Here is a 24,717-nt window from a genome sequence, read left to right on the forward strand (position 1 = left end):
AACGATCAACCTGGAAAAACACCGGTCGATAAATAACGGTCGCCACGATCGCAGATAATCACGACAATCACCGAATTTTCAACTTCTGCAGACAACCTCAATGCAGCGGCAACGGCTCCGCCCGACGATACCCCGGCAAAAATACCTTCCTCGGTCGCCAGCGCCCGCATCGTGATTTCGGCGGTTGCTTGATCGATATCGATAATTCTATCGACGCGGCTACGATCATAGATTTTCGGTAAATATTCCTTCGGCCAACGCCGAATGCCGGGGATTTTCGAATCGCCTTCCGGCTGAACGCCCACGATTTGAATCGCGGGATCTTGTTCTTTTAGAAAGCTCGATGTCCCCATGATCGTCCCTGTCGTGCCCATCGAGCTGACGAAATGCGTGATACGGCCTTCGGTATCGCGCCAGATTTCAGGGCCGGTACCTTCATAATGCGCGCGGGGATTGTCCGGATTGGCAAACTGGTCGAGAATTCGGCCCTTGCCTTCACGCTCCATTTGCCGGGCCAAATCGATCGCGCCCTCCATGCTCGATGCGGACGGCGTCAAGATGATCTCGGCGCCGTAAGCCTTCATCGATGCCCTACGTTCCTCGCTCATGTTGTCCGGCATGATCAAGGTCATTTTATAGCCTTTGATCGCGGCTGCCATGGCCAATGCGATACCGGTATTACCGCTGGTCGCCTCGATCAAACGATCGCCCGGCTTGATTTCCCCGCGCGTTTCGGCATGTTTGATCATACTCAGCGCGGGCCGGTCCTTTACCGAACCGGCCGGGTTATTACCTTCCAGTTTGGCTAAAATAATATTCGACGAATCTCCGGGCAAGCGTTGTAATTTAACCAGGGGAGTATTGCCGACACAGGATTCTATCGTTTTAAAAGTCATGTCTGAATTGTCTAAAGTAAAGTTATTGCTGTGAGGAAAATAAAGCTATACCTTTCGCACTTCAAATTTCGGCAGTGCCGGAGGAGGCCTCGGGGTGCTAGGTCGATTTTTGCTCCTCGGCAATTGCTCCTGCATTGCCCTAATACACGCCATCCGTGGCGTAATGCAAAATCGACATTCACGCCATCCATAGCGTTCATAAAGGCTTTGCCAGCATGGACGTATTTACCCAGCACCTAAATTCCATAACCCATTGGCCATGGTTAATTGTCTTGGATAATTTAGGTGCTGGGTTTACGGCGTCCTTTAACGGGCACCCCGAGGCCGAATTTTCATCTACGATGAGTATAAATTGAACGGACATACTTCGTGCGATCAATGTCTATCCGTGCCAATAGTGTCTATTTTCCAGCTCTTGAAAAGATTTTCCGGCTAAGCCTTGCTGTCGATCGAAGGCGGCTCTAGCGGTATTTCGAATGCGAACAGACTGCCATAACCTTCGCCTTTCGATTCGGCCCAAATTCGCCCGCCATGGTGCTCGACAATGCGCCGGCATAAGGCCAAACCCATTCCGGTACCCTCGAACCGCGTTCGCGGTTGCAAGCGGCTGAAAAAAGCGAACAAACGATCAATCTGCGCCGGATCGATGCCAATACCATTATCCTTGATACGCACTTGCCAAATGCTATTGTCTCGCTTTGAAGCTATTTCCAAATGCGGTTTATGTCCTTCGCAATATTTAACCGCATTGCCGATCAAATTCTGAAACAAACGAATCATTTCATCCGGACTCGCATACACTTGAGGCCACTCGCCGTCGATATCGATGATCGCCTTCGACTCGTTGATGATGGCAGCCAATACAACGAGCGACTCGTTGAGCACTTCGAGACTGTCTACCCGGCGCATTGCCTCGGTTTTACGACCGACACGGGAAAACTCGAGTAATGACATAATCATCGCATCCATGCGTTTAGCCCCTTCAAGCACGAAATTAAAATTAAGCTGTCCGTCTTCGTCTAATTTACCCTTCAAATCGTTCGCTAAGAATTGCAAATGCCCAATGATGCTTCGCAAAGGCTGACGCATATCATGAGAAACGCTGTAAGCGAATTGTTCGAGATCGGCATTCGACTGCTGCAAGGCTTCAGTTTTCCGCTCGAGTTGTTCGGTCGCACGCCGCCGCTCCATTTCACTCGCGGCACGCGTTGCAAATACCTTCAATAAAGACAACAAGAATTCGGGATTATCGATCGGTTTGACATCCATCAACCCCATATGCCCCAAAAATTGGCCTTGACTATCCGACAACGGTATTCCTACATAACTTTCCACGGCGTTTTGTTTTAGCCAAATATCATCCGGAAAATATTCGGCGACTTTTTCCGAAAAGACGCTAATCCGCTTTTTAATAACATTCTCGCAAGGCGTGCCGCAAATATCGTAACTAAAATTTTCGCCGACCATTTCACCGTTCCAAAACGCAATAGTTCGCGCTTTTCGAATATCGCTACTATCTATTTCGGCAACGAAAGCAAAACGCATGTTCAATACGTTCGCCAAGCATTCAACCAACGACGCAAAAAAAGTTTCCCCGACAACGGACGACGTTCCTTTAATAATCGCCTCCAGCGTATTGCGCGTTTGTGTCAAAAGCTCGGACTTTTGTAACACAAGCCGGCGTTCCGCCTGTAATTTCTTATTGACCCTCCATAGACTCAAACTCAATAACGAGATCAAAGCGGCAATGACTACAGCGGAAATAATTAGCAGCGAATAACGCCGCCAAACATCCTCAAGCGTAAAACGAGGCGGCGAATCGAAAGGTGGTAAACGCAAGTCTCGCAACAAATCCGCCACGGCGGTGTAATCGGCCGGAATGGTAAAACCACGAATTGCTAATTGGCGCGTAACCTCGGGATTGTCGGTCAATAAGAATAAAGCGGCGACAACGCGACGAGCCAGCGTTTCGTTAATATGCGGCAAAGATGCAATAGGCCATTCGGGAAACAAACGCGTCGATATCGCAGCAGGAAAATCGGGTAAATCTTGACGATTTAGTACCTGCACTCGGGCCATGTCGAGTTTTCCTTGCAGAGCCATCGACTCGAGCACACCGCTACGCACAAAACCGACCTCGGCATCGCCGTTAAATACGGCTTCTATGACCCGGTCATGAGGCATCCCTGTTACGAATGGCTTAAAATCCTGACCGGCATATAAATTATTTTTCATTAATTCATGAGCCTGCATTTGATAGCCACCCAACGACCGGGGCGTGGCGACGGCAACCGTTTTTCCGCGCAAATCGGACAAATGCTGAAGCTCTTTACGATCAGTCAGTGTAAAAATAACGCCGCCAAATGCCGAAAGCGCTTGACCGCCCTCGCTTTTAACCAACGTTGCCAAAGGCGCCGACAAACCGCTTCGGTAAGCCATTAACCAATAATGCGATGGATTCGTCAAAATAAAATCGATTTGACGCGTCGCGACTGCCTGCTCCAACTCCTCATAATTCATGGCCTCGACACTAAATTCGCAATCCGGAATCGCTTGATTCAAAATATCGGCCAGCGGTTGATATTGCTTCTGAATATAGTCTTTAGAACGATAAGCCAAGACACCGATTTTCAGAGGTTCGGCTAAAACAGTTGACTCAAAAAGAACGCACAAAAAAGCTAGCCCGACACAACAAGAAGCGTTTTTGCAAATCCCGGCATATTTTTTCATCGGACCATCCTGCATCCAACACACATCAGTCCCCGGAAATTCATACGCCCTTTTGATCGAAAACCAGTCTAAGAATAAAAGGTATGGGGTGTGTCTATCGAGGACCGCCGTGAATCCATCCATGGAGGCTTGACGGCAGCGCCCCCTGCTGCCGACATCCTCGCTAGCCACACCCCATACCTTCATAAAGTTAACCATTTGTTGAGTATAAAGGGAGTAAGGCTTCTTACTGATCTCTCAAGCGTTGCAGCCAACTTTCCGCCGGCTCGGGTTTACCGTATAAATACCCTTGATAAATCACTCGGCCGCGAGCTTTCAAAAAATCGCTCTGCGCTTGAGTTTCCACCCCTTCAGCCACCACTTGCAAGCTCAAATGTTGCGCAACCGCTAAAATAGTTTCGACCAGTGCGGCATCGTTCGGATCGGTCGGCGCATCTTGTATGAAACTTTTATCGATTTTTATTTCATGTATCGGCAAGCGTTTCAAATAAGCCAAGCTCGAATAGCCGGTGCCGAAATCATCCATTGAAAAATGAATGCCCATCGTCGACAATATAGTCATCTTAGCCACGACATCTTCAAGATTACCGATCATTAACCCTTCGGTCACTTCCAAAACCAAATGCGTCGGATCGGCACCGCTCAACATCAATTGCCGCTTTATTTCCCCCACGAAATCCGAACGTTCGAAATGCCTCGGACTAATATTTACCGAAAGCCGAATCGAGCGGCCTTCGCCATCGAGCTCGGCCAATATCCTGCAAACCGAACCGAGCATCCAGCGATCGAGCGCTACGATCAAATCGGTCGCTTCGGCCAGCGGAATAAATACTCCGGGCATGATCAAGCCTCGTTCAGGATGCTGCCAACGCACCAGAGACTCCGCTCCTACCTGGATACCGTCGCTATCGACCTGTGGCTGCAAATAAAGTTTGAGTTGTCCTTCGGCGATCGCCGTACGCAATTCACCTTCGAGCTTGAAACGCTCCTTGACCGCATCCCCCATCGTAGTTTCGAAGAACACAACACGTCCTCCGCCTTCGGTTTTGGCGCGATGCATGGCCATATCGGCCTGACGTAATATATCGATTGCTGTTTCACCGTTTCCTTCCGAACACAGTGCGATTCCGACCGCAGCATCGAGATGCATTAGCTCACCCTCGACCTCGAAACCGCGGCGCAATTCAGCCCGCAATTTTTCCGCCAGCGCTAACGCTTCTCGTCCAAACGCTTCTTGCGTAGGCGCTTGACGTGTCAGCAAAACGGCAAACTCGTCGGAATCCAATCTTGCCAATAGATCATCATCACTCAATGCATCAAGCAAACGAGTAGCGACGGTTTTCAGTAATTCATCGCCGATTGCCAGTCCGCGAGCTTCATTGATGTCCTTAAAACGGTCAAGATTTAATAAGAGCACACCGGCAAATCGACCTTCCCGAGAAGCGGCAATCAAGGTTTGCTCCAATTCCTTCAAGAACAGAGCCCGGTTGCCTAAACCGGTCAGCGGGTCGCGCCACGCCAATTTTTCGGCCGCCTCTTGTGCGCGTCTGATTTCGCTTAGATCGGCAAATACGGCGATATATTGCGTCACGTTCCCGCGCTCGTCCCTAACCGCGCTGATCGTTTCCCATTCCAGAAACATCTCCCCGTTCTTGCGCCGATTCCAGATTTCGCCGGCCCATTCTCCTTTATTCTGCAGCGCTCGCCACATCGCCGCCCAAAACGACTTACTGTATCGCCCGGAGTTTAACAGGCGTGGGTTTTTTCCTTGCACTTCGGCTTCGGTATAACCGGTAATGCGCGTAAAAGCAGGATTAACGGCAATAATGTTCGCATCGGCATCAGTCACCATGATCGCTTCGCCGGCCGTCTCAAAGACTCGGGTGGAAAGTCTATGGCGCGCCTCGGCTTGTTTACGCTCGTCAATATCGCGCCCAACCACAACCAAGCCTTTACGGCGACCATCATCATGAAACAACGGAATTTTAATAATCTCAAACGTTCGCGAAGATCCGTCGGGGCGTGGGATGTCTTCTTCAACCCGGGTAATGACTCCGGCTTGCCAAGCTTTTTCGTCGCTGGCCTCACAGGCTAAAAAAGACTCTTTATAAAAGTCTTGGTAAACCGCTAGCTCGGAATCTTTTTTACCTCGATAATCGACATGCTCCAAACCGAATAATTTCAAATCGAAATCGTTCGCTTCGAGCCAACGCCCTTCTCCATCCTTAAAGCAAACGATATCCGGCAGCGCATTGATTAACGTCCGCAAATGCATGCCGGTTTCGGCCAAACGTTGCTCAAGGCGTCCTCGGCTAACCGCATAACGAATCGCACGCACCAATCCATCGGTTTCGAAACGACCTTTGACTAAATAATCCTGGGCTCCGCAATCCAATGTCCGCAATGCGAATTGACTATCGTCATTACCGGTCAAGACAATCAACGGCAAAGTTCCGGCGGCTTGACGAACCGCATCTACGGTATCGAGCCCACTCGAGTCGGGCAGAGTCAAATCGAGCAAAACTACATCGAGCGAACCGTCCTGCAACTGGCGTTTAGCTTCGGTTAAGTTCGTCGACCAAATAATTTCGAAATGGACGTCCCGAGACGCACGCAAAGCCTGACGCACCAAATTAGCATCGCCGGGATCGTCTTCCACCATTAATATCCGGTAAGATCCGGTGTTTGGCATCATTTGTTAAACGTTTGAAGGGTAATCATCATTGGGAATAATTATAAAGGTATCCGAAAATTTTTTACTCATTGGTTTTTATTTATCGCTTTTGCTACTTCTTTTCGATCGAAAAAACCGTCTAAGGAATATGCACAAAATAACTGCTACAAGTAGTAGGCTTTGCGGTGATTCGGTGACTCGCTTGACAGGACGCCGTGAATACTTCCATGTAGGCTTGACGGCGGCGACTGATTGCCAAGGATGGCATGAATGCAGATTTTGCAGGAGCAAAAATCTGCCCTGCCGCCGACACCTGTCAATCGAGCCACCGAACCCCCTCCCAGAAGTTATCGAAGTTATTTCATGCTCGTTCCTAAAGAGCAAGAGATGTGCGATGTATATAACGAGATAAGACACTTGTAAAATGAAATGAATAAACTAAGCTCTTCTGTATAAAAAAACCATAAGAAAAATCGATCTCGTAACGCTCCGACGCATTCTTTACAAACTACCCTTGCAATCCGAGACACCAGCCGAACACCTGCTTAGAAATTACAGTATGACTCACGGATGATCGTCGATCTTGTCTATTGATACTTGACTACCCGGACACCTATCCCCATGCCGTTTAGAACCGATTACGACTACTCCACCGAAGAAAACATTCAATTTATGCATCGCATCGTTAAACTCATGATGCAGCATAAAATCACTCCGACCCCAATCAATTATGCCGTATTTTACGAATACACCGCGAGTTACAATGACAACCTCAAGGCCGCTGTCGACCAACTAATTGCCGAAAAAAATCCTTTCGATATGGAGACCGGCCTGGCTTTATATAAAAAACATATCTGTCACGCGGCACTGGTATCGTTCGACAAAATCAATCAAGATATCCAAAGGATCATCGATCAAACCGAAAAATCGGTTAATGAAACTCAGCAAAAAGCATCAGAAGCCAGCGATAGTTTTGAGAAAAAATCGATACGCCTGGAAAACATAACGAATTTGGAAGAATTGAAAACCGTACTGTCGGAAATTGCCGGCGAAACAAAGAGCCTGATAGATACCAGCGATCATTTTAAGTCACAACTGGAAGTCGCTAATAAAGAAATGGAACAGCTGCGCAAGGAACTTTCAAAAGTTAAGGAAGCGGCGACTGTCGACGCTCTGACCGGACTATTGAATCGCGGAACATTTGATGAGACGCTAACCAACCTCCTCGAGGAATCGAGCGACAAAGACATTTGCCTGACACTATTGGATCTGGACCACTTCAAGCAGGTCAATGACAAATTCGGACATTTAATCGGCGACAATGTGTTGAAATTCACCGCATCGCTACTGAAAAAGTATAGCGAAAAACATCATTATGTTGCTCGTTACGGGGGTGAGGAACTGGCCATTATCATGCCCGACACTTCATTGTCCGTAGCTCAGGATATTGCTGAAAAAATCAGAACGTCATTACAAAACAGCAGACTAAAACGCAAAAACAGCAACGAATCGATCGGCACCATTACGTTATCGATCGGTATCGCGACTCGAAAACAAAACGATACGATTGAAAGCTTTATCTTACGCGCCGATCAGGCCCTATATAAAGCCAAAGAAACCGGGCGTAACAAAGTTATCTGCGAATGGGCCATGGACGCAATCAGCCATTGTTAACGAAAACACCATTCAGCCGAAGCGCTTCGAAACCTCCTTTGCGATACCTTTTAAAGTGCTTGCGGACGGCTTCCCTTTCAAACAACAAATCTTCGGCAACTCTAATTGAAGATGCGCCATTTATCATTCATCGAGTTTTTGTTGGGAAAGTTCGTTTTTGATGAAAAGGGTAAATTTTAACGCATGGCATTAAATTCGTAAGTATTCAGACCCCGTTGGCAAATTACCGCAATTCAGGCGTAATTGTTGGCCTCCCCCTTTGAAAAAGGGGGGATTGAGGGGGGATTTATTTAAAAAATCTCCCCTAGCCCCTCTTTTTCAAAGAGGGGGACTGAATACTTACTTAAATTCTTATGTACTCTAAACCAAACTTTGATTCACATCGGGTACGGTTTAATTGATAAAGCTGCTCTGACTCATCAATCATTTTAAGGATTTCGCGATAAATAACTTCCTGGAGTTTTGAGCTTTATCTAGGATTCGGTGACTCGCTTGACAGAACGACGCCCCGGCGCCGAATTTTGATCTAAGATGGATATAATTCAATCGGCCAATGTCACGTCGACAAAAGTGTAGACTATAATTTTTAATTATCGAATACATACAGGAAAGCTCATGAGAAGAATTTACTTTTTGTCTCCGGACATTGGAACCACACATAAAATCGTTGACGAACTTCGTTTGGAAGGGATCAAAGATAGACACATACACATACTGGCCAAACGCGACACGCCGCTTGATGACTTACCCGAAGCTTCGGAATTTCAAAAAACCGACTTTGTTCCCGCAATGGAACGTGGTGCTGCGTTAGGTGGGGCAACAGGACTACTCGCAGGACTTGTCGGTTTACGATTTGCCGGATTTGCCATTGCCGGAGGCCCGGTTCTAGGTGTCTTGCTCTACGGTGCGACAATTGGCACAATCATGAGCGGTCTGGCCGGACTCGAAATCGGTAATTCGCGCGTCAAGCAATACTCCGAAGCAATAGAAAACGGCTCGTTCTTGGTCATGATCGACATCCCGACAGAGCGTATCGATACTATCAGCCAATTGATCGTCAAACATCATCCGAGCGCGCAATTCGAAGGTATCGAACCGTTGCTACCGCCATCCTATTGATTTGGGGATGACCATGAAAATTGCCGTCGCCAGTCAAAACCGTAAGGAGGTCACCGGCCACACCGGTCGATGCAGGAAATTCTGGATATACCGGGTCGAACATGAAAGCGTTACCGGGAAGGAGATTTTGGAACTGACCAAGGAGCAGTCTTTTCATGAAACATCCCGCCTCGAGCCTACTCCGCTGGATGATATAAATGTTCTAATCTGCGGCGGTATTGGCGACGGCCTGGCGCGTCGATTAGCGGAAAAAAACATCAAAGTTCTTGTTACGAAAATGATCGAACCCGATCTTGCCATTGAAGCCTTTTTAAAAGGCACATTGAAAACGGAACCGATCGAACATCACGAACACAAGCATTGATGAACTGGTGCTATTTTAATGATGTCAACTCGATATTGGAGGCATTATGAAAAACAGAAATAAAGTCAAGTCAACCGCAGCCGCTTTTAGCAGCAATTCCCAGTTTGAGCATTTTCGCCGATCTTAGGGTGTGGGGTATGCCTGTCGAGGAACGCGGCGACGACGGCCCCTTTAAAGCCTTGTTGGTGAGACCGGTTCCGAATCTAACCGTTCTACCCAAGAACAATATCGGCGTATTCCCGTTCGACCGCTTCTATTAAGATCATCCACGAAAGGGAGGAAGTCAAATCTCACGGGCCTCCCGACATGCCGATCTGGGGCCGAGCCTTCACCAACCAAACCTCGCTGTATTTCAACAACTATCACGAGGCCGATACCGAATCGGCCGCTTGCAGCCGTATTCTTGCTCTGACCGAATACTTATATCGCTTGCAGGAATAAACCCTTTTCCATGACAGTGCAAAACCCGCGGAGTCAAACAATGAAAAAAGTCCAATGGTTCATCATCTTAGTTGTGGCGGTCATTCTGTTTCTGCCGCTTTCGAACCTGATCGGTCTGTCCGGTGAAAACGAGCCGATCGAAGTAATTGCCGGTAAATCGGAGGCTTTTGCGAAAGCTTCGCGGGTTTTGCAGAACAAATGCGTCGACTGTCATTCACCAGGCATGACCCGCATGCCGATCTACGCTGGCCTACCGATCGCAAAACAACTGATGGAGCACGACATCGAAGAGGCCAGCGAACGATTGTTGCTGACGAAAGAAGCCTATAACGGCAAGGAACCCTTGTCGCCGTTGATGTTGGCCCGGCTAGAAGGCGTTATCCGCAACAATAGCATGCCGCCGGCGCTATACCTTCTGATGCATTGGAACGGCAAGTTGAACCATGACGAAAAAACGACACTAATAACCTGGATCGCAGAAGAGCGCGTCAAACATCCATGGAGCAGGGACGCCGCCAATCAATTCAAGGGCGAACCGGTGCAACCGCTGCCGCTTACCGTCGATCTCAATCCTGAAATTGTCGCACTCGGCGACAAACTGTTTCACGACCGCCGACTGTCCGGTGACGACACGTTAAATTGCGCATCTTGCCACGATTTGACGCGCGGCGGCACCGATCAGACCAAAGTCGCGATCGGCATTAGCGGCCAATTGGGACCGATCAACTCGCCAACCGTCTATGTTGCGATGTATAACCTTGCGCAATTCTGGGACGGACGAGCAAAAGACCTTCAGGAACAAGCGGCGGGACCGGTGACGAACCCGATCGAAATGGGTATGGTATGGGATGAAGTCGTCGAAAAACTCAAACAAGACGAAGCCTATCAACAAGCCTTCGCCAAGCTGTATCCGGACCAAGGCTTGACCAAAACGACCGTCACGAATGCAATCGCCGTCTTCGAGGAATCGCTGGTTACGCCGAACTCCCGCTTCGATCAATACCTTCGCGGCAACGTGACCGTACTGACGAACGAAGAAAAAGCCGGCTACGAGCTGTTCAAGACGCATTGCGCGTCCTGCCATTCCGGCCCGGCGCTCGGCGGCTTGTCGTATGAAAAAATGGGAGTCGCGCGCGATTACTTCAAACAACGCGGCGGCGAGTTGACAGAAGCAGACAACGGCCGATTCAACGTCACGAAACAAGAAAAAGACCGTCATTTCTTCAAAGTGCCGGTGCTGCGCAATATCGAATTGACTTTCCCTTACTTCCACGACGGCTCCGCCGAAACGCTTGCCGACGCGGTTCGCGTGATGGGCCAAGTGCAACTCGACAAAGACTTCAGTGGCGATGAAATCGGCGATATGGTTGCTTTCCTGAAAACGCTCACTGGCGAATACAAAGGCAAGCCGCTTGGCGAATTGACTGCTGGGGACATTCGTTAACCAATAGTTCAAACACGCGGCAGGTAAATGATTCAAATGCTGCCTGTCGCGTAATTGTAACCATTTGGGTGAAACAACTATGCTCGGCATCGACCACGACATCAACGATCTTTCTCTGGCGGATCAAGGCAATGAGCGCATCGAATGGGCTTTTTCGGAAATGCCGGTGCTGCGCGCGATTCAAGAACGTTTTCAGCGCGAAAGCCCATTGGCCGGGGCACGCATTAGCGGTTGTCTGCATAACACCACCGAAACCGCAAACCTGGCCCGCACACTGAAAGCCGGCGGCGCCGAGCTAGTTTTATGCGCTAGCAATCCGCTCAGTACGCAAGACGATGTCGCGGCTTCGCTGGTGAAACATCATCGGATTCCGATCTTTGCGAAACGAGGCGAAGACAACGACACCTATTACCGCCACATCGAAAAGACGCTGGATCACCGACCGCAACTCACGATGGACGATGGCGCCGACTTGGTCAGCGAACTGCATAAAAATCGCCGAGAGTTACTGGACGATATGATCGGCGGCAGCGAAGAAACCACGACCGGCGTGATACGGCTGCGGGCGATGGCGGCGGATAAAGCCCTCAAATTTCCGGCATCTGTCATGGCCGATCTCGAGACGGCAGCCAAGTCACGGACATTCCGCAAAGCAAGCGCCGCCTCAATGTCTAATCTTGTAACCCGTCTTGAATACCCACCACACGAAAGTCAGGCATGTCATGAGAAAACCAAACGTCATGCCGATGCTCACGGCGACATCCACGTCAGCTATGCCGTAAAAGCTCCATCGAAAACCGCTTATCAAATACACTACCGGATTGAATAGCGTGATCTTCTGCCACAATGGCGGCAACATATCGATGGAATAGAACGCGCCGCCTAGAAAGGTCAGCGGCGTAACGATCAACATCGGGACCACTTGAAGTTTCTGAAAGCTATCGGCCCACAGGCCGATAATGAAGCCGAATAGACTGAAAGTCACCGCCGTCAGCAACAGAAAGGCAACCATCCACACTGGATGGGCGATCTCGTAGGGCACGAAAATGCGCGCGGTACCCAGAATGAGTAGGCCCAACATGACCGATTTGGTTGCCGCCGCCCCCACATAACCGATCAGCACTTCGAACCATGAAACCGGTGCCGATAATAGCTCGTAAATAGTACCCGCCCACTTGGGCATGTAGATGCCGAAAGAGGCATTGGAAATGCTTTCGTTCAGCAAATTCAGCATTACCAACCCTGGGATGATGAAGGCACCGTAGCTGACACTGTCGATGTCGCCCATACGCGAACCGATGGCTTTGCCGAATACGATGAAATACAGCGAGGTGGTCAGCACCGGTGCTACGATGCTTTCCGACAGCGTACGAAAGGTACGCGCCATTTCAAAATGGTAAATGGCGCGAATGCCGTAAATATTCATTCTTGTGTTCCTTTGGGCCGATGTACTAGGCTGACGAAAATGTCCTCCAGTGAACTCTCTCTGGAGCGTAAATCTTTGAATTCGATGCCGTGCTCGCCGAGCGTGCGCAACAAATCAGCAATCCCGGTTTCATCTTCCTGGGCGTCGAAGCTATAAACCAGGGCGTGTCCATCGTCGGAGAGCACTAACGGCCAAGCGCTCAATCCGGCCGGGATGCCGGTCATCGGCCGTCGCAAAGTCAGGGTGAGCTGCTTTTTGCCGAGCTTGCGCATGAGCACCGCTTTGTCTTCAACGACGATCAGTTCACCCTTGCTGATCACTCCGATGCGGTCTGCCATGTCTTCGGCTTCCTCGATGTAATGAGTGGTCAGAATGATCGTAGTACCCTGCGCACGAAGGGTTCGAACCATTCGCCACATGTCGTGCCGTAATTCCACATCCACGCCGGCGCTCGGCTCGTCGAGAAACAATATCGTTGGTTCATGCGCGAGCGCCTTGGCAATCAGAACCCGGCGTTTCATACCGCCCGAAAGCGTCATGATTTTTGCGTTCCGCTTGTCCCACAAGGACAGGTCGCGCAGGACTTTTTCCAAGTAGGCTGCATCGGGCGCCTTGCCGAACAGTCCCCGGCTGAATTTGACCGTCGCCCAGACCGATTCAAACGCATCCGTATGCAATTCCTGCGGCACCAAACCGATGGTTGCCCTCGCCGCGCGGTAGTCTCGCATGATGTCGTGTCCGTCGGCGATGATGGTTCCGGAAGTGGCCTTGACGATGCCGCAGATGAGGCTAATCAACGTCGTCTTGCCCGCACCGTTGGGTCCGAGCAAGGCGAATATCTCGCCGCGTTTAATGTCCAGGTCGATTTTTTTGAGCGCCTGGAAACCGCCGGCATAGGTCTTGTTGACGCCGCACACGGAAATGATGGGGGCGGAGCTATTGGCGGTCATCGCCGCCGTGGCTGTTTTCATAGATGAATTTGATATAGAAGGTGGATTTTGACTTCGGTTGCCGAATTCATGCGCAATCTTTTCATGACTCGGGTTTACAATCAAGCCGGCCGTGGAATTGGGTTCGTTTTTTCATCGCGCGGATCCGACTCCCATCAAACGGTTATATGGTATTGGACGATACGTTGGGCGGCAACGGCAACCGCTCATACCAGTTGCCCATTCCTATAGTCGGCCATGGCCTGCTCGATTTCTTCTCGCGTGTTCATCACGAAAGGCCCGTACTGAGCGATCGGCTCTCCTATCGGCCGGCCGGCCAACAGCAAGAATGCCGCTGCGTGCTCTTCAGCCAAGATTTCATTCCGGTCGCCATCGGAAAGAACCCCGGCACTGTGCGATGCCAGGATACGCCTATTTGCCGCAGGTCCTATTGCCAATGTGCCCTCATAGGGATACCTGATTAGCAAGATGCTTCAGCTTGCCGAAGCCAAGTGTCCGAGCGGGGTCCAGTCGTAGCCGCTGCCACGATAAGGCGCGTAGTAATGGTATCGAGTTGGAAGCGCCGGTTAAAGCGGTACGCGAACGCACCTAAGTAACTGGTGCCGTATTTTGCGAAATCGAAAGCATGGTAGGCGCCGCCTAGACTGGTTTTGAGATTGCCCAGTACCGTATTGATCCAACAGAACTCCGGCAGGTCTTTGGGTTTCCGGCCACCGGCGACGGTTACCTGGTGTTGACAATCGGCATCGGTCACGCCGGCAAAACAGGCCAAGCCGCCGGACCGCACGACACAACAGGGGCTAAGATCACCTTGTGCCCAATTGGCAATGGCTTTACGGGTAAAACCCGGAATCGGCGCCATTTTGATAAACCTCGGCTGTCCCTCGGGGCTGAGCGAGAGCGCCGCGACAAATGGCACCTTATTCTCAGAGCCGCGCCCGGCCTTACCGCCAGCCAATTCGCCACCGAGATAGGCATCGTCCACCTGGACGTCGCCACTCAAGGTATACCGGGCATCCCGTTCGACCATCGCTTGCATCAGTTTCTGTTGGATCAGCCAAGCGGTAAGATAACTGACACCCAACTGCCGTTTCAAAGCGAGGGCGGACAAGCCGGTCTTGGCCTGGCTGATCAAGTAGATCGCCAGAAACCAGATCGTCAGTTTAAGGTGGGTGCTCTGGAATAGAGTGCCCGCAATCAGCGATGTCTGTAATCGGCAGGACCGGCATTGGAAGGTTTTGCGTCCACCTGATTTAAGCACATAGTGTTCGGCATGACCGCAGTCGGGGCAGCGAAAGCCTTGGGGCCAGCGGGACTGTTCCAAACTGTCTTCACATTGCGCTTCGGTGCCGAATTGCGCTAAAAAAGCAGGCAGTGACAGGCCTGCTTGAAACTGGATTTTATTCATGGCCATGAGCTGGACTCCTGGGTAATTAAGTGGCCAGTATGCGCCTTCTAGCCAAGAATATTCTGGTTTTTGGGCTTTAGCTGAAGAAGCTTGCTAATCAGGTTCTCTGATGGGTCGGCCAATGATGAAAACCCTTGGGGTTGAGATCTTGTTCACCCAGCATGTTATTGAGTATGATGCCGGTCCCCGGGATTAACAAACCGCAGCCCTCGCCATTGCTGGTAGTCAGACTAGCGATATTGCCCTGACCGTCGATCACGCTGATTTGCGTGGTTCCCCTGGAACAGATGGGCGCCGGTTTGATTTGGGTACGATAGGCTTCGACGTTTTCCGCATCCAAGACATGCTCTCCGGGATAGTGCGTGTGATCGTCAAGGTAGGCGTCGATGCGCGCCTTATTGGTCATATCTTGAACCTGAGCCAGCAAATCGAGATACGGGACCGTGCTTGGGCTATGGCGAGACAGGTCGAAAGCTTGCAACAGTTGCAAAGCAAAAGCAATCAGCGTGCCTCCGGAACTGGGGGCGGGATTGGTCAGCACGGTGGCTCCGCGATAATCGATCGACAACGGCTTGCGTTTGACTGGCCGATAATCATTGAAATCTTTACCGACCAGGTGCCCGCCTCGTTCGGCAAAGAGTCTTATGACGGCGCGAGCGATCTCGCCCTGATAAAAAAACGCTTCGCCCTCCCGTGCCAGCACCTCAAGGCAATCGGCTAAATCGGGCAGATACAATACCTCCCCTTGCTGCAGCAATTGGCCTTGATGCGTTTTGCTGCCAAAGGTTTTATGCGTGTCGGGATAGGTCAGGTAAATCGCCTTGACGATATCAAAGATATAGGCCTGAAAGGCATTCATGACCACGCCGCCGCGCGCCAGTTCGATCGCAGGCTCGGCCAGAACCGTCAATAGATGCTCACAAATAAATGTTTCCTGTGCTTTGCCATGCTGTTAATGGTCAATTAAACTGAGCCAGAAATGGCCAACAATTTTGAGCCACTTTTTCAGACTTTATTTATACCAATAAATCTGACAGAGTCCCTGAATTTTTTCCAGGGAGCGTCATGAAGGAGTGGATTGTGATCCATCAGATTAAAGCGTTATACAACGATGGCAACGGCTTATCCGAGCGTCAGATTGCCAGTCAATTGGGTATTTCCCGTAACACCGTGAGCAAATACCTGAAGCTGTCGGCTGCGGACATTAGTGCCCTGCAGGAAGAGATATCCCGTGGTAAGAAGCTGGACGATTACCGCGACTACATTATTCAGTTGCTGCAAACCTATCCGGGCTTGTCAGCGGTCAAAGTGCTGCGCAAACTGAAGGCCAAAGTGGACGATTTGGCCGTTTCCGACCGTTCGGTACGGCGTTATATACAGGCTCTCAAGCAAGAGATTAGCTTTAAGCAGGCGCGTTATTATGAGCCGGTATTGGACATGGTGCCGGGCGAACAATGCCAGGTCGATGGCGGCGAACTCCGCGATGTGATGATTGGCGGCGTGGCGACGACGGTATATTTCATGGTGTTTGTGCTATCGTATTCGCGTCTGATGCATGTTTCGATCTGTGCCAAGCCGATTGATACCGAGATGCTGATTCGCCAGCACGATGCGGCATTTCGCTATTTCGGCGGCATGCCGCAGGAGTGCGTGTACGATCAGACCAAGCTGGTGGTCATTAGCGAAGTGTTTCGCGAGTTGCGCTTGAACCAGCGCTTCCATCAGTACGCCACGGCAGCGGGCTTCACGATTCGGGCTTGTGAAGGTTATGATCCGGAAAGCAAAGGCAAGGTCGAGGCCGGGGTCAAATACGTCAAACAAAATGCCTTGTATGGCGAGACTTTTACCGACTGGGATGCTTTGAAGGCCCATATGACCGACTGGCTCGACGGGATAGCCAATCAACGGCGACACGGCACCACCGGCCAACAACCGGCGATACATTACGCGGCCAACGAGCAAGGCCATATGCGGGCTTACCTGACGCCGTCTTGTGTTGACGCTACCGCCAGCCAGGCCCGCATCACCCGCAAGGCGGATAAAACCGGCTTGATCGCCTGGCAATCCAATAAATACTCGGTACCGATGGCGTATCAATGCGCCCGTGTCGCCGTGCATGAAGCTAACGGCGTCATCCAGATCAGCGATCTCAGTACTCACAAAGTGATCGCCGAACATGCTGTGTGTCTGGAAAAGGGGCAAATTATCAAGAACCGGCATCATTACCGAGATATGTCGCTACGCATCGAAACGCTTGAAAAGGACTTGCATGAACTGCTGCCGTCTCCGGCGGTCGTGACTCAGCTATGTGCCTTGTTGAAAGCCAGCTCGCCGAAAATCTACAAAGACCAGCTGGCCGGTGCCAAGCAGGTGCTGACCGAGCAGATCAAACAGCAGGGTGCGATTCCCGAAGCGGTGCTGACGCGACTGATCGACACGCCTCGGTTAACGGCCAGCGGCCTGAAAGAACGACTGGAGGCCTGGCGGCAGTCTGTGGGACGCTCGGACGACAGCGATGCCCTATCGATGCCGCCATCAGAGCAGGCCACTGCCGCCATCAAGCAAGAATGTCCGCTGGCCCGTTATCGTGCCCTGAATGGCCACTCGGCTGGCCAAGGAGAGAGCCATGCCATCCATTGATCAGATTGCCAGGCAATACCGCAGCTTGTGCCTGACGGCCATTGCCGAGCACTTGCCGACCTTGCTTGGCCAAGCCGAGACCCATGAAAGTTCCTACCTGCAGTTTGCCGAAAGCTTGGTTGAACATGAACAGCGCCAGCGCAACGCCAAGCGCATCGAGCAAAACCGCAAACGCGCTGGCTTTCCTTTGCTCAAAAGCCTGGAAGAGTTCGATTATCGCTTTCAGACCACCATCAGTAAACGGGAAGTCAACAGTCTGCTCGACTTCGGCTTTATCGACAATCGGGACAATGTGGTCTTCATCGGACCGCCCGGGGTCGGCAAGACCCACCTGGCCATCGGCATCGGCCTGAAAGCCATTGATGCCGGTTATAAGGTCAGCTTCAACACCGCACTAGGCTTGATGGAGGTATTGGAACTGGCCGAACTCAAAGGCGAGTTGAAAAAGAAAATCAACCAACTGCTCAAATTCGATGTGCTGATCATCGACGAACTAGGATACCTGCCGATGAACAAACAAGGCATGCACAACCTGTTTCAGCTCATCAATGCGCTGTACGAATACCGCTCGGTGATCCTGACCACCAACAAGGAATTCACCAACTGGGGCGAGTTTTTTATCGATGACAACGTCGCCGTACCCATCGTCGACCGCATCATCCATCATTCACACATTTTTATGCTGGGAGGGGAAAGTTATCGACTCAAATCAAAGCTAAATCAAGCATCGTAACCCTGGAAAAGTGGCTCAATTTAAATGGCCAAAACTGGCTCAATTCTGTTGGCCATTGACACATGCTCTTCACAGAGGATAAGGCTGTCAGATTCATCCATTTAAAAACCCTAACGACAAGCTCACTTGCCACAAAAAGCATAGCGACGAAAGGAGCCATGCTTTTTGTGGTCAGGTGGAGCGTTTGGTTAGACTTTTATTGTTTCGGCTACACAAAAAAACCGCTCATCTTAGCCGAAACTGTATATCATCAAGGAAGATATATGTGTCGCCAACGCTATCGTAAGTATCGATTACATGAACGGAAAGATAATATTTACCGGCCCCGTAGGGAATTGGATGACTAAAGGAATCCATGATCCAATCGGTTTGCACAAAAGGGGATATTTGTACCACTGATGATAAATTCCGTTGGCCCATAATATGATTTAACGAGGTGGCAAACAAAATCATTTCTTGACTCGGATCATCAACGCGGCTTAGTTTGACATAAATTTGATCATTCCAAATAACCGGCTGGCGAGAAAAATTCAAGTCCACGCTGGCGACTTTCCAGCGAAATGACAGGGGCAGTTCGGTGACCCCTTCGGGAATATCGATGATATTGCGAATATTGGTTCCAACACTCGGGAAAAAAGTATTTTCATCGACGCCGTGCGTACCGCAGGCCAGCATTTTTTCACCTTTAGGTGGCGTGATTTCACCAAAAAAAGGCACGCCTTTGCAGTGCAAATGGATATCGATTTCTTCCCAGTGCTGCCACTCGGCCAGACGGTTTTCATTGACTTCTTCACCGGAATCATCCGGCAGCTCAAAATCACCATTAAATACGGCATCGAAAATATTGAGCAATCCTTCGCCTAAACCATCATCGGATAAAGGTTTAGCGGTCACCAATAAACGTTTTTTCGCTTTATCTATTTTATTTATCCCCTCATCTTCAATCCAGTCTGGATGTCGTGCCAACACCTGCGACAAAGCACCGGACACATGCGGCGTGGCTTGTGAGGTGCCATTGGCGCAATCATAATTGCCGCCGTAAGCGCAGCGACGTCCCTCTTTACTCGCCGGTACAGTTGAATAGACATCGTTCCCGGGAGCGGCAAGAGCAATCCAGTCGCCATAATTGCTGCCACCGATTACACCGATGGACTCCGGAACTTTTTCAAAACCAAAAAACGAATAAATATCGCCAAATAACCAAAACAATTTATCGGCAAAACTCGTATTCGGGTCGCCTATTTCAACCCAACGTTCATTGCTATACAGCTCGGTTGCTCCAACGGCAATCGCTTGGCTACAGGCTGCCGGGAACATTTTTGCGTTTGCAGCTGCGTTTCCGGCTGCTGCAACCACAAGGCTATTATGATTAGTTGCCTCGGTGACGGCGTTACATATTTGATCTTTTGCTGCCTGTGCGTCACAAGGGCCATCCCGATGATAAGTACTTTTATATGCTTCACAAGCGGCAATTTGATCCGCTGTCGGGTTTTCCGGTACACCGGCGCTAATATTGATAATCGGGGCGGGCGTATGGGATGGACTGTCCGCATCCAGGTTTGCCGACCATTTAATGGCATCCGCCAAATCACCGTACCACATATTTCGTTCTTCTGTAATTTTAACAGCTTGTAGATAATTTTTAGGAACAATTCCCGCCATACCGAGCCCGTTACCTGTATTCGCCGCAATAATCCCGGCAACATGGGTGCCGTGATAATAGGTGTCCTCCGATCCATCACCTGAACCAACAAAATTGAGACCATTAATCACCCGTCCATCCAATTCTTCATGCTGAAAACTAATTCCTGAATCAATCACGGCAATCTGATGAGTCAGTTCGTCACTGCCCTGGGTAACGAACCAAGCTTCATCTGCGCGCACACGTTCCAAATTGGGCTGATAGCCGCCCTGGAAAAGAGGGTCATTGCTGACAGGGGAAGAGAATAAGAGTCCGGTTTTCATATCGGCACCCACGCGCTCAACTTCAGGAAAAGCTCTCAGCTGATCCATAATCTCGTCCAGATTTTGGAATAAAGGCACAGCAAAATGCAGTTCCAATTGATAGTACGGACTCGATTGACCAATAATTTCTCCGTCGACGGCGCTTGCAATTTCACGCATCCGTTGTTCCGTGGTGCCTTCTCGAAAACGAATCAACAGCAGATTGTTGGCAAAAATTCGCCCGGTAATGGGTTCGCTGATAGCGTTACGCTTAGCCCGGTCGTATCCAATCGGAAATCCCGTTATACAGACTTTTTCCGGGTCGGAAACGGCCTCGCCCTGACTGGTTTCGGCGACCACAACATAGGAAAAACAGCGATCCGCTTGCGAGGTATCTACGAAAAGCGTTCCCTCATATTTCAGGGAATATAAACCCACCCTATCAGTGCTTTTGGAAGAAACGAAGTTCAAATCGATATTTTCGCCCGATTCCTGTTGTCTGAGTTTTACCGAAGAAATTTGGGTCAGCGTATTTTCACTGCCCCCAATGCCGACTAAAACCGTTTGTTCGCCGAAAGAGTCTTCTGCCAATAACCGTCTCAGATCCATGCTAAAGCCCAACATTGGCTCATCCTCGCCATATACCCTGACCTTGGCCGTGGCGGTAAAACTTTGCCCGGTTTCGACCACGGTTGCCGTGGTGGTGACGACATACTCGCCGGGCTGTTCGCCAATTAACAATTCATCGGTAGTTTCGTGAATATGATTGTTTTGATTAGTCTGAAACTCCCGGCCATTGGTGTCCCGGATAAACGAAATCCCACCCGCTGGTTTCACCGTGCGGTTCAATCGTAAAGTAAAGGGCTGTTTCGCCTCGCCTTTGGTGCTGAAACGATAATAGGTCGTAAAATCAATTGTTGTGCCGACACGAGCTTTCCTCTTCATTGAGCTATTAGCATAACCATCAATCACCCCATCGACCTCACCCACTGCGGGCGTGGCCGGATCATAGTGAATCGTCCAATGCAAGTCCTCCGGATTAAAGGGATACAAGCGATCTTGTCTAAATACCACGGTATTGTTGCCGACCAGGGTTGCATTCGCATCGGCATTATTAAATTTCACCCGGCCATCGCCCATAATCGTGGTATGCGGCGACGAACTGGTCACCGTCGCGCTCACATTTTGAATCGCTTCACCATGATTGATCAGCGTCACGTTAAAGGTGTATTCAAACACCGTGCGGCTGATGCGTTGCTTACTGACTAACGTATAATCCGGGCTGATTTCCGGCGCTATGGCGAATGTCTTGCCCGGAAACAAAGAGGGTAAAGTGAGCAATATTAGATAGCCTGCTTGACGTAATAATTTTTTCATGATCACTCGACTATGTATTTTGTTGAGAAAAGACGGTAATACGATTTGTTTTTCTCTGGCTGAAGAACAGAAATAATCCAACCCCGAAAAGCCATAAAGCCGGTGGCGCAGGAATAGGACTAGGCTGATGGACAGTACTGCCTGAAACAATGCTATTAAAAGCGGCATCATAGAGCTCAAACGCCTGACTGCCAGGCATCCCCGAACCCAACCAGACAAAGGTCAAGCTAAATGAACCAGCAAGCGATGGCCTATCAATCAATGCCAAGGCATCGTATATTCCTGGTTCGTCAAACAACAGCGGCTCTGGTTGGGTGACTAACAAATCCCAATCGGTATTAACCGCAGGCGGTGGATTTTGCAGATTCGAATACAAGGTTGCGTCAAAATACAGGGTAAATCCTGTATTACTGTCAAAGCTATGATCGCTAACTGTGTAGCGATATTGCCATAAATCTTCATCGACAATCGCATCGGGAAGATCGACAGCCTGATAATGGATCATGGCGGCTTGGGCTGGAAAAACTAGACAGGCAAAACAACCGCCTATAAGGTAAAAGTAAAGACGTTCAAACGAAAAAATCGTAAGATATTGATAATAAAAGCCATACTTTCCTCGTTGAGAATGTGATGAGTGGGATTTCAAAGAGAAAAGGCAATAATTACGCCATTAATCTAATCAATTGATTGGACTAAGGTTTTGGGTTGGCAGATAATCTTTCTTCGTATAATTGAGTTATATGCCATTGAAGAGTGAGTGATATGGCATAGTTTTATACGAGAAAATCCATAGGTTGGAAGCCAAAAGTGTAACTATTGAATAGCAGGCAAATCTGCCCATACAAGTCGATATTACCGGTATTTTCAGGCCCTTTTGCCTCGATATTCGATAAACCGCGCATAGTTGCCCAGGGCAAACGCATTAAAAAACTATAGAAAATCAAATAGTTAAAATATTCTTTTTTTCCTGGTTAACTATAAGATTTAGTTTGAAACCTAAATAAGGCTTTGTGTCGCTATCGCGACGTTTATGTGTAGTCGGTTCGCGGACCGACAACCGCGATACTGCTACGAAACCCAATCCCTGGGTTTCGCCCTTCGGGCCAGCTAAAGCTGTTCAAAATCGCTCCAGGCGATTTTGTCTTTGCTTGTCCAAAGAAAAGTATCCAAAAGAAAAGACACCCGGAGGCCGCTGCATCCTGCGCGGCCTAACGGGACCCCGGGAGGGATACCATAAGTTAAACCAAATTGACCAAGCGTTCTAAGCGACAGGATAACATATTGATATATTAATTATTTTAATGCGTTTACCCTGCATAGTTGCCTCGATAACTTGCTATTGACCGTAAATTCAGGCAAATTTGCCTATCGATTAAATTGCAACTGACTTTAGACGGTGTTATTTTCGATGTCAAGCTCCCCGACTCTATTGGATGACGTTCGAAGGATCATGCGTCTCAAACATTATTCCTTGCATACCGAAAGTACTAACTGCAATTGAATTAAGCGCAATTCGTCAGGTTTCATAGAATGACGGAAGGACAATCCTTATTTGAACACAGCGAAGCCAAAATCGAAGCCTTTTTGACGCATCCGGCTACGTAGCGTAATGTCGCCGGATCGACGCAGAATCAGGCGATGAACACTTTGGCTCTATGTGAAATACAGTGGGTAATCAAATTTCAACTTTCCACATAGGAAGTAAATCATATTAATGAAATTGTTGATGTTGCGATAGCCTCTGGCTCGCCGTTTAGCCAGCTGAATCTTACTATTGATGCCTTCAAGAATGCCGTTACTAATGAGTGATTCCACGAAATGCACAATTCCCGACCAATGTCCTCGAACTGTGTTGGCGAACTTGATAAACGCTGGAATTTTGGCTGCGTCCACCGCATCGCACCATTGCCTCAAAAAAGCCTCCGCTGTCGGTTTGTCGGGCATTTCCCAGAGATCATTGAATAGCACTTTTAAGCGGTAAGCTTCGCCCAGCGTGGGGTACAGTTGTATCAGTTCATCCAGCTCTTTTTCTTTTTTGTCGGATAGGTTTTCCCGGTTCTTTAGAAAAGTGTATTTGTGGCCTTTCAGAGCATCATGCTCTTTGCGTTCGGCAATGCGCACCTGATTCATGGCCTCGTTCAATAATTTCACAACATGGAATCGGTCAAAGGTAATTTGTGCAGACGGGAATGATTCGGCAGCACCGGCAATAAATGACGGTGACAAATCCATGCTGATTTGCTCCACCTGTTCTTTATCAACACCTTTATCTTCAAGGTGTTGCTGAATACTTTGCAGCGTTGCCTTACCCTTACCTTCGGTGACATGAATTACGCGGGCTTCATCCAAATCAACGCCCAGCGTAACGTAATGATGGCCTTTTTTGGTCGAGGTTTCATCGACGCCCAGCTTGGTTATCGTGCTCGGATCATCGGCTGCTTTTGCCTTGCTAATCCAGTGATTAAAGATAGTCCAGATGCGCTGTGGATTGACCTTCAGTATCTCGGCGACTCGGTTGACCGGCATTTCCCGCTCAATCAAGGCTAGCGCTAAGGCTTCGAATAACAGGGTAAAACCACTGCCTGGCCGTGCCCAAGGAACGTCAACAGTACGGACTTTGCCATCGGTCGTGGTAATGCGCGGCACCGCACAATGGAGGTAACAGGTGTGTTCAAAAAAGCTCAAATGTTGCCATTGCCGCTCTACGGTATCATGCACTGGACAGAGGTTATTCGCGTCGTCTAAGAAGCGCGAGCCAGTCACGAAATCGATATGCAGATGAAGTTCGCTACGGGCCAATTCATCTGTAGAAAAGGTCACAGCTTTGACCTGCCAAGGAGGTTGCAGGCCTAAAGCCATGCTGAATAAAGTTTCACTGTTCATGGCTATATTATTGC

19 protein-coding genes and 1 pseudogene are annotated in these 24,717 nt (G+C 49.5%); 9 read left to right on the forward strand and 11 right to left on the reverse strand.

Annotated elements, in window-relative coordinates:
* Nucleotides 1-5: 5 nt before the first annotated feature.
* The 3 genes from cysM to MEALZ_RS11050 form a co-directional block, all read right to left on the reverse strand.
* Nucleotides 6-896 carry a cysteine synthase CysM gene (gene cysM / locus MEALZ_RS11040; RefSeq protein WP_014148720.1) on the reverse strand — a complete coding sequence of 297 codons (891 nt, stop codon included), beginning with the start codon at nt 894-896 and terminating at the stop codon, nt 6-8.
* A gap of 432 nt (nt 897-1,328) precedes the next feature.
* Nucleotides 1,329-3,626: a PhnD/SsuA/transferrin family substrate-binding protein gene (locus MEALZ_RS11045; RefSeq protein ID WP_048481336.1), complete on the reverse strand. Its 2,298-nt coding sequence runs from the start codon at nt 3,624-3,626 to the stop codon at nt 1,329-1,331.
* Nucleotides 3,627-3,852: 226 nt separating this feature from the next.
* Nucleotides 3,853-6,321 carry an EAL domain-containing protein gene (locus MEALZ_RS11050; protein WP_223842296.1) on the reverse strand — a complete coding sequence of 823 codons (2,469 nt, stop codon included), beginning with the start codon at nt 6,319-6,321 and terminating at the stop codon, nt 3,853-3,855.
* A 600-nt stretch (nt 6,322-6,921) separates the two neighbouring features.
* On the opposite strand from MEALZ_RS11050, the gene MEALZ_RS11055 reads away from it, so the two are divergent.
* The 7 genes and pseudogenes from MEALZ_RS11055 to MEALZ_RS11075 form a co-directional block, all read left to right on the forward strand.
* The gene (locus MEALZ_RS11055; protein ID WP_014148723.1) at nt 6,922-7,974 is read left to right on the forward strand and encodes a GGDEF domain-containing protein; all 1,053 of its coding nucleotides are present in this window, start codon (nt 6,922-6,924) and stop codon (nt 7,972-7,974) included.
* A 615-nt stretch (nt 7,975-8,589) separates the two neighbouring features.
* Nucleotides 8,590-9,093, forward strand: coding sequence for a membrane protein (locus MEALZ_RS11060; protein WP_014148724.1), 504 nt, complete (start codon nt 8,590-8,592; stop codon nt 9,091-9,093).
* Nucleotides 9,094-9,106: 13 nt separating this feature from the next.
* Entirely contained in the window at nt 9,107-9,457 is a 351-nt protein-coding gene (locus MEALZ_RS11065) for a NifB/NifX family molybdenum-iron cluster-binding protein (protein ID WP_046061541.1), read from the forward strand.
* A 137-nt stretch (nt 9,458-9,594) separates the two neighbouring features.
* Nucleotides 9,595-9,717, forward strand: a complete 123-nt coding sequence (locus MEALZ_RS23760; RefSeq protein ID WP_014148726.1) for a hypothetical protein — start codon at nt 9,595-9,597, stop codon at nt 9,715-9,717.
* Between the two features lie 46 nt (nt 9,718-9,763).
* Nucleotides 9,764-9,898, forward strand: a complete 135-nt coding sequence (locus tag MEALZ_RS23765) for a hypothetical protein (protein ID WP_269844343.1) — start codon at nt 9,764-9,766, stop codon at nt 9,896-9,898.
* 40 nt (nt 9,899-9,938) lie between these two features.
* Nucleotides 9,939-11,342, forward strand: a complete 1,404-nt coding sequence (locus tag MEALZ_RS11070) for a cytochrome c peroxidase (protein ID WP_014148727.1) — start codon at nt 9,939-9,941, stop codon at nt 11,340-11,342.
* Nucleotides 11,343-11,421: 79 nt separating this feature from the next.
* Nucleotides 11,422-11,832: pseudogene (locus MEALZ_RS11075) on the forward strand (adenosylhomocysteinase); the annotation flags it as partial.
* A 174-nt stretch (nt 11,833-12,006) separates the two neighbouring features.
* Here MEALZ_RS11075 and MEALZ_RS21915 read toward each other — a convergent pair.
* The 5 genes from MEALZ_RS21915 to MEALZ_RS11095 all read right to left on the reverse strand — a co-directional run bounded on the left by MEALZ_RS21915 (nt 12,007) and on the right by MEALZ_RS11095 (nt 16,036).
* Entirely contained in the window at nt 12,007-12,768 is a 762-nt protein-coding gene (locus tag MEALZ_RS21915) for an ABC transporter permease (RefSeq protein WP_014148729.1), read from the reverse strand.
* Nucleotides 12,765-13,739: an ABC transporter ATP-binding protein gene (locus tag MEALZ_RS11080; RefSeq protein WP_014148730.1), complete on the reverse strand. Its 975-nt coding sequence runs from the start codon at nt 13,737-13,739 to the stop codon at nt 12,765-12,767. The genes MEALZ_RS21915 and MEALZ_RS11080 overlap by 4 nt, the downstream gene beginning before the upstream one ends.
* Nucleotides 13,740-13,924: 185 nt before the next feature.
* On the reverse strand, nt 13,925-14,185 hold the full coding sequence (locus MEALZ_RS11085; RefSeq protein ID WP_046061114.1) for a pirin-like C-terminal cupin domain-containing protein: 261 nt from the start codon (nt 14,183-14,185) through the stop codon (nt 13,925-13,927).
* Nucleotides 14,179-15,132 (reverse strand): IS1595 family transposase, encoded by a 954-nt coding sequence (locus MEALZ_RS11090; protein ID WP_014148731.1) that lies wholly within the window; start codon nt 15,130-15,132, stop codon nt 14,179-14,181. The genes MEALZ_RS11085 and MEALZ_RS11090 overlap by 7 nt, the downstream gene beginning before the upstream one ends.
* Nucleotides 15,133-15,223: 91 nt before the next feature.
* Entirely contained in the window at nt 15,224-16,036 is an 813-nt protein-coding gene (locus tag MEALZ_RS11095) for a gamma-glutamyltransferase (RefSeq protein ID WP_048481337.1), read from the reverse strand.
* A 170-nt stretch (nt 16,037-16,206) separates the two neighbouring features.
* On the opposite strand from MEALZ_RS11095, the gene istA reads away from it, so the two are divergent.
* Both istA and istB read left to right on the forward strand, forming a co-directional pair.
* Nucleotides 16,207-17,766, forward strand: a complete 1,560-nt coding sequence (gene istA, locus MEALZ_RS11100) for an IS21 family transposase (RefSeq protein ID WP_014146712.1) — start codon at nt 16,207-16,209, stop codon at nt 17,764-17,766.
* Complete coding sequence (gene istB, locus MEALZ_RS11105; protein WP_014146713.1) at nt 17,753-18,499, forward strand: IS21-like element helper ATPase IstB; 747 nt, start codon at nt 17,753-17,755, stop codon at nt 18,497-18,499. Before istA ends, istB begins: the two co-directional genes overlap by 14 nt.
* 225 nt (nt 18,500-18,724) lie before the next feature.
* On the opposite strand, the gene MEALZ_RS11110 is transcribed toward istB, so the two are convergent.
* The 3 genes from MEALZ_RS11110 to MEALZ_RS11120 all read right to left on the reverse strand — a co-directional run bounded on the left by MEALZ_RS11110 (nt 18,725) and on the right by MEALZ_RS11120 (nt 24,703).
* Complete coding sequence (locus MEALZ_RS11110) at nt 18,725-21,820, reverse strand: S8 family peptidase (protein ID WP_014148732.1); 3,096 nt, start codon at nt 21,818-21,820, stop codon at nt 18,725-18,727.
* A 10-nt stretch (nt 21,821-21,830) separates the two neighbouring features.
* Nucleotides 21,831-22,466 carry a hypothetical protein gene (locus MEALZ_RS22700; RefSeq protein WP_162472948.1) on the reverse strand — a complete coding sequence of 212 codons (636 nt, stop codon included), beginning with the start codon at nt 22,464-22,466 and terminating at the stop codon, nt 21,831-21,833.
* A 1,007-nt stretch (nt 22,467-23,473) separates the two neighbouring features.
* The gene (locus tag MEALZ_RS11120; protein WP_014147191.1) at nt 23,474-24,703 is read right to left on the reverse strand and encodes an ISL3 family transposase; all 1,230 of its coding nucleotides are present in this window, start codon (nt 24,701-24,703) and stop codon (nt 23,474-23,476) included.
* Between the last annotated feature and the right edge of the window lie 14 nt (nt 24,704-24,717).

The organism is Methylotuvimicrobium alcaliphilum 20Z (genome assembly GCF_000968535.2).
GTDB lineage: Bacteria > Pseudomonadota > Gammaproteobacteria > Methylococcales > Methylomonadaceae > Methylotuvimicrobium > Methylotuvimicrobium alcaliphilum.

Excerpts from the sequence above, each read along its gene's own strand:
- cysM (WP_014148720.1), bottom strand. The coding sequence starts at position 896 with ATGACTTTTAAAACGATAGAATCCTGTGTCGGCAATACTCCCCTGGTT.
- MEALZ_RS11045 (WP_048481336.1), bottom strand. The coding sequence starts at position 3,626 with ATGAAAAAATATGCCGGGATTTGCAAAAACGCTTCTTGTTGTGTCGGG.
- MEALZ_RS11050 (WP_223842296.1), bottom strand. The coding sequence starts at position 6,321 with ATGATGCCAAACACCGGATCTTACCGGATATTAATGGTGGAAGACGAT.
- MEALZ_RS11055 (WP_014148723.1), top strand. The coding sequence starts at position 6,922 with ATGCCGTTTAGAACCGATTACGACTACTCCACCGAAGAAAACATTCAA.
- MEALZ_RS11060 (WP_014148724.1), top strand. The coding sequence starts at position 8,590 with ATGAGAAGAATTTACTTTTTGTCTCCGGACATTGGAACCACACATAAA.
- MEALZ_RS11065 (WP_046061541.1), top strand. The coding sequence starts at position 9,107 with ATGAAAATTGCCGTCGCCAGTCAAAACCGTAAGGAGGTCACCGGCCAC.
- MEALZ_RS23760 (WP_014148726.1), top strand. The coding sequence starts at position 9,595 with ATGCCTGTCGAGGAACGCGGCGACGACGGCCCCTTTAAAGCCTTGTTG.
- MEALZ_RS23765 (WP_269844343.1), top strand. The coding sequence starts at position 9,764 with ATGCCGATCTGGGGCCGAGCCTTCACCAACCAAACCTCGCTGTATTTC.
- MEALZ_RS11070 (WP_014148727.1), top strand. The coding sequence starts at position 9,939 with ATGAAAAAAGTCCAATGGTTCATCATCTTAGTTGTGGCGGTCATTCTG.
- MEALZ_RS21915 (WP_014148729.1), bottom strand. The coding sequence starts at position 12,768 with ATGAATATTTACGGCATTCGCGCCATTTACCATTTTGAAATGGCGCGT.
- MEALZ_RS11080 (WP_014148730.1), bottom strand. The coding sequence starts at position 13,739 with ATGAAAACAGCCACGGCGGCGATGACCGCCAATAGCTCCGCCCCCATC.
- MEALZ_RS11090 (WP_014148731.1), bottom strand. The coding sequence starts at position 15,132 with ATGGCCATGAATAAAATCCAGTTTCAAGCAGGCCTGTCACTGCCTGCT.
- istB (WP_014146713.1), top strand. The coding sequence starts at position 17,753 with ATGCCATCCATTGATCAGATTGCCAGGCAATACCGCAGCTTGTGCCTG.
- MEALZ_RS11110 (WP_014148732.1), bottom strand. The coding sequence starts at position 21,820 with ATGAAAAAATTATTACGTCAAGCAGGCTATCTAATATTGCTCACTTTA.
- MEALZ_RS11120 (WP_014147191.1), bottom strand. The coding sequence starts at position 24,703 with ATGAACAGTGAAACTTTATTCAGCATGGCTTTAGGCCTGCAACCTCCT.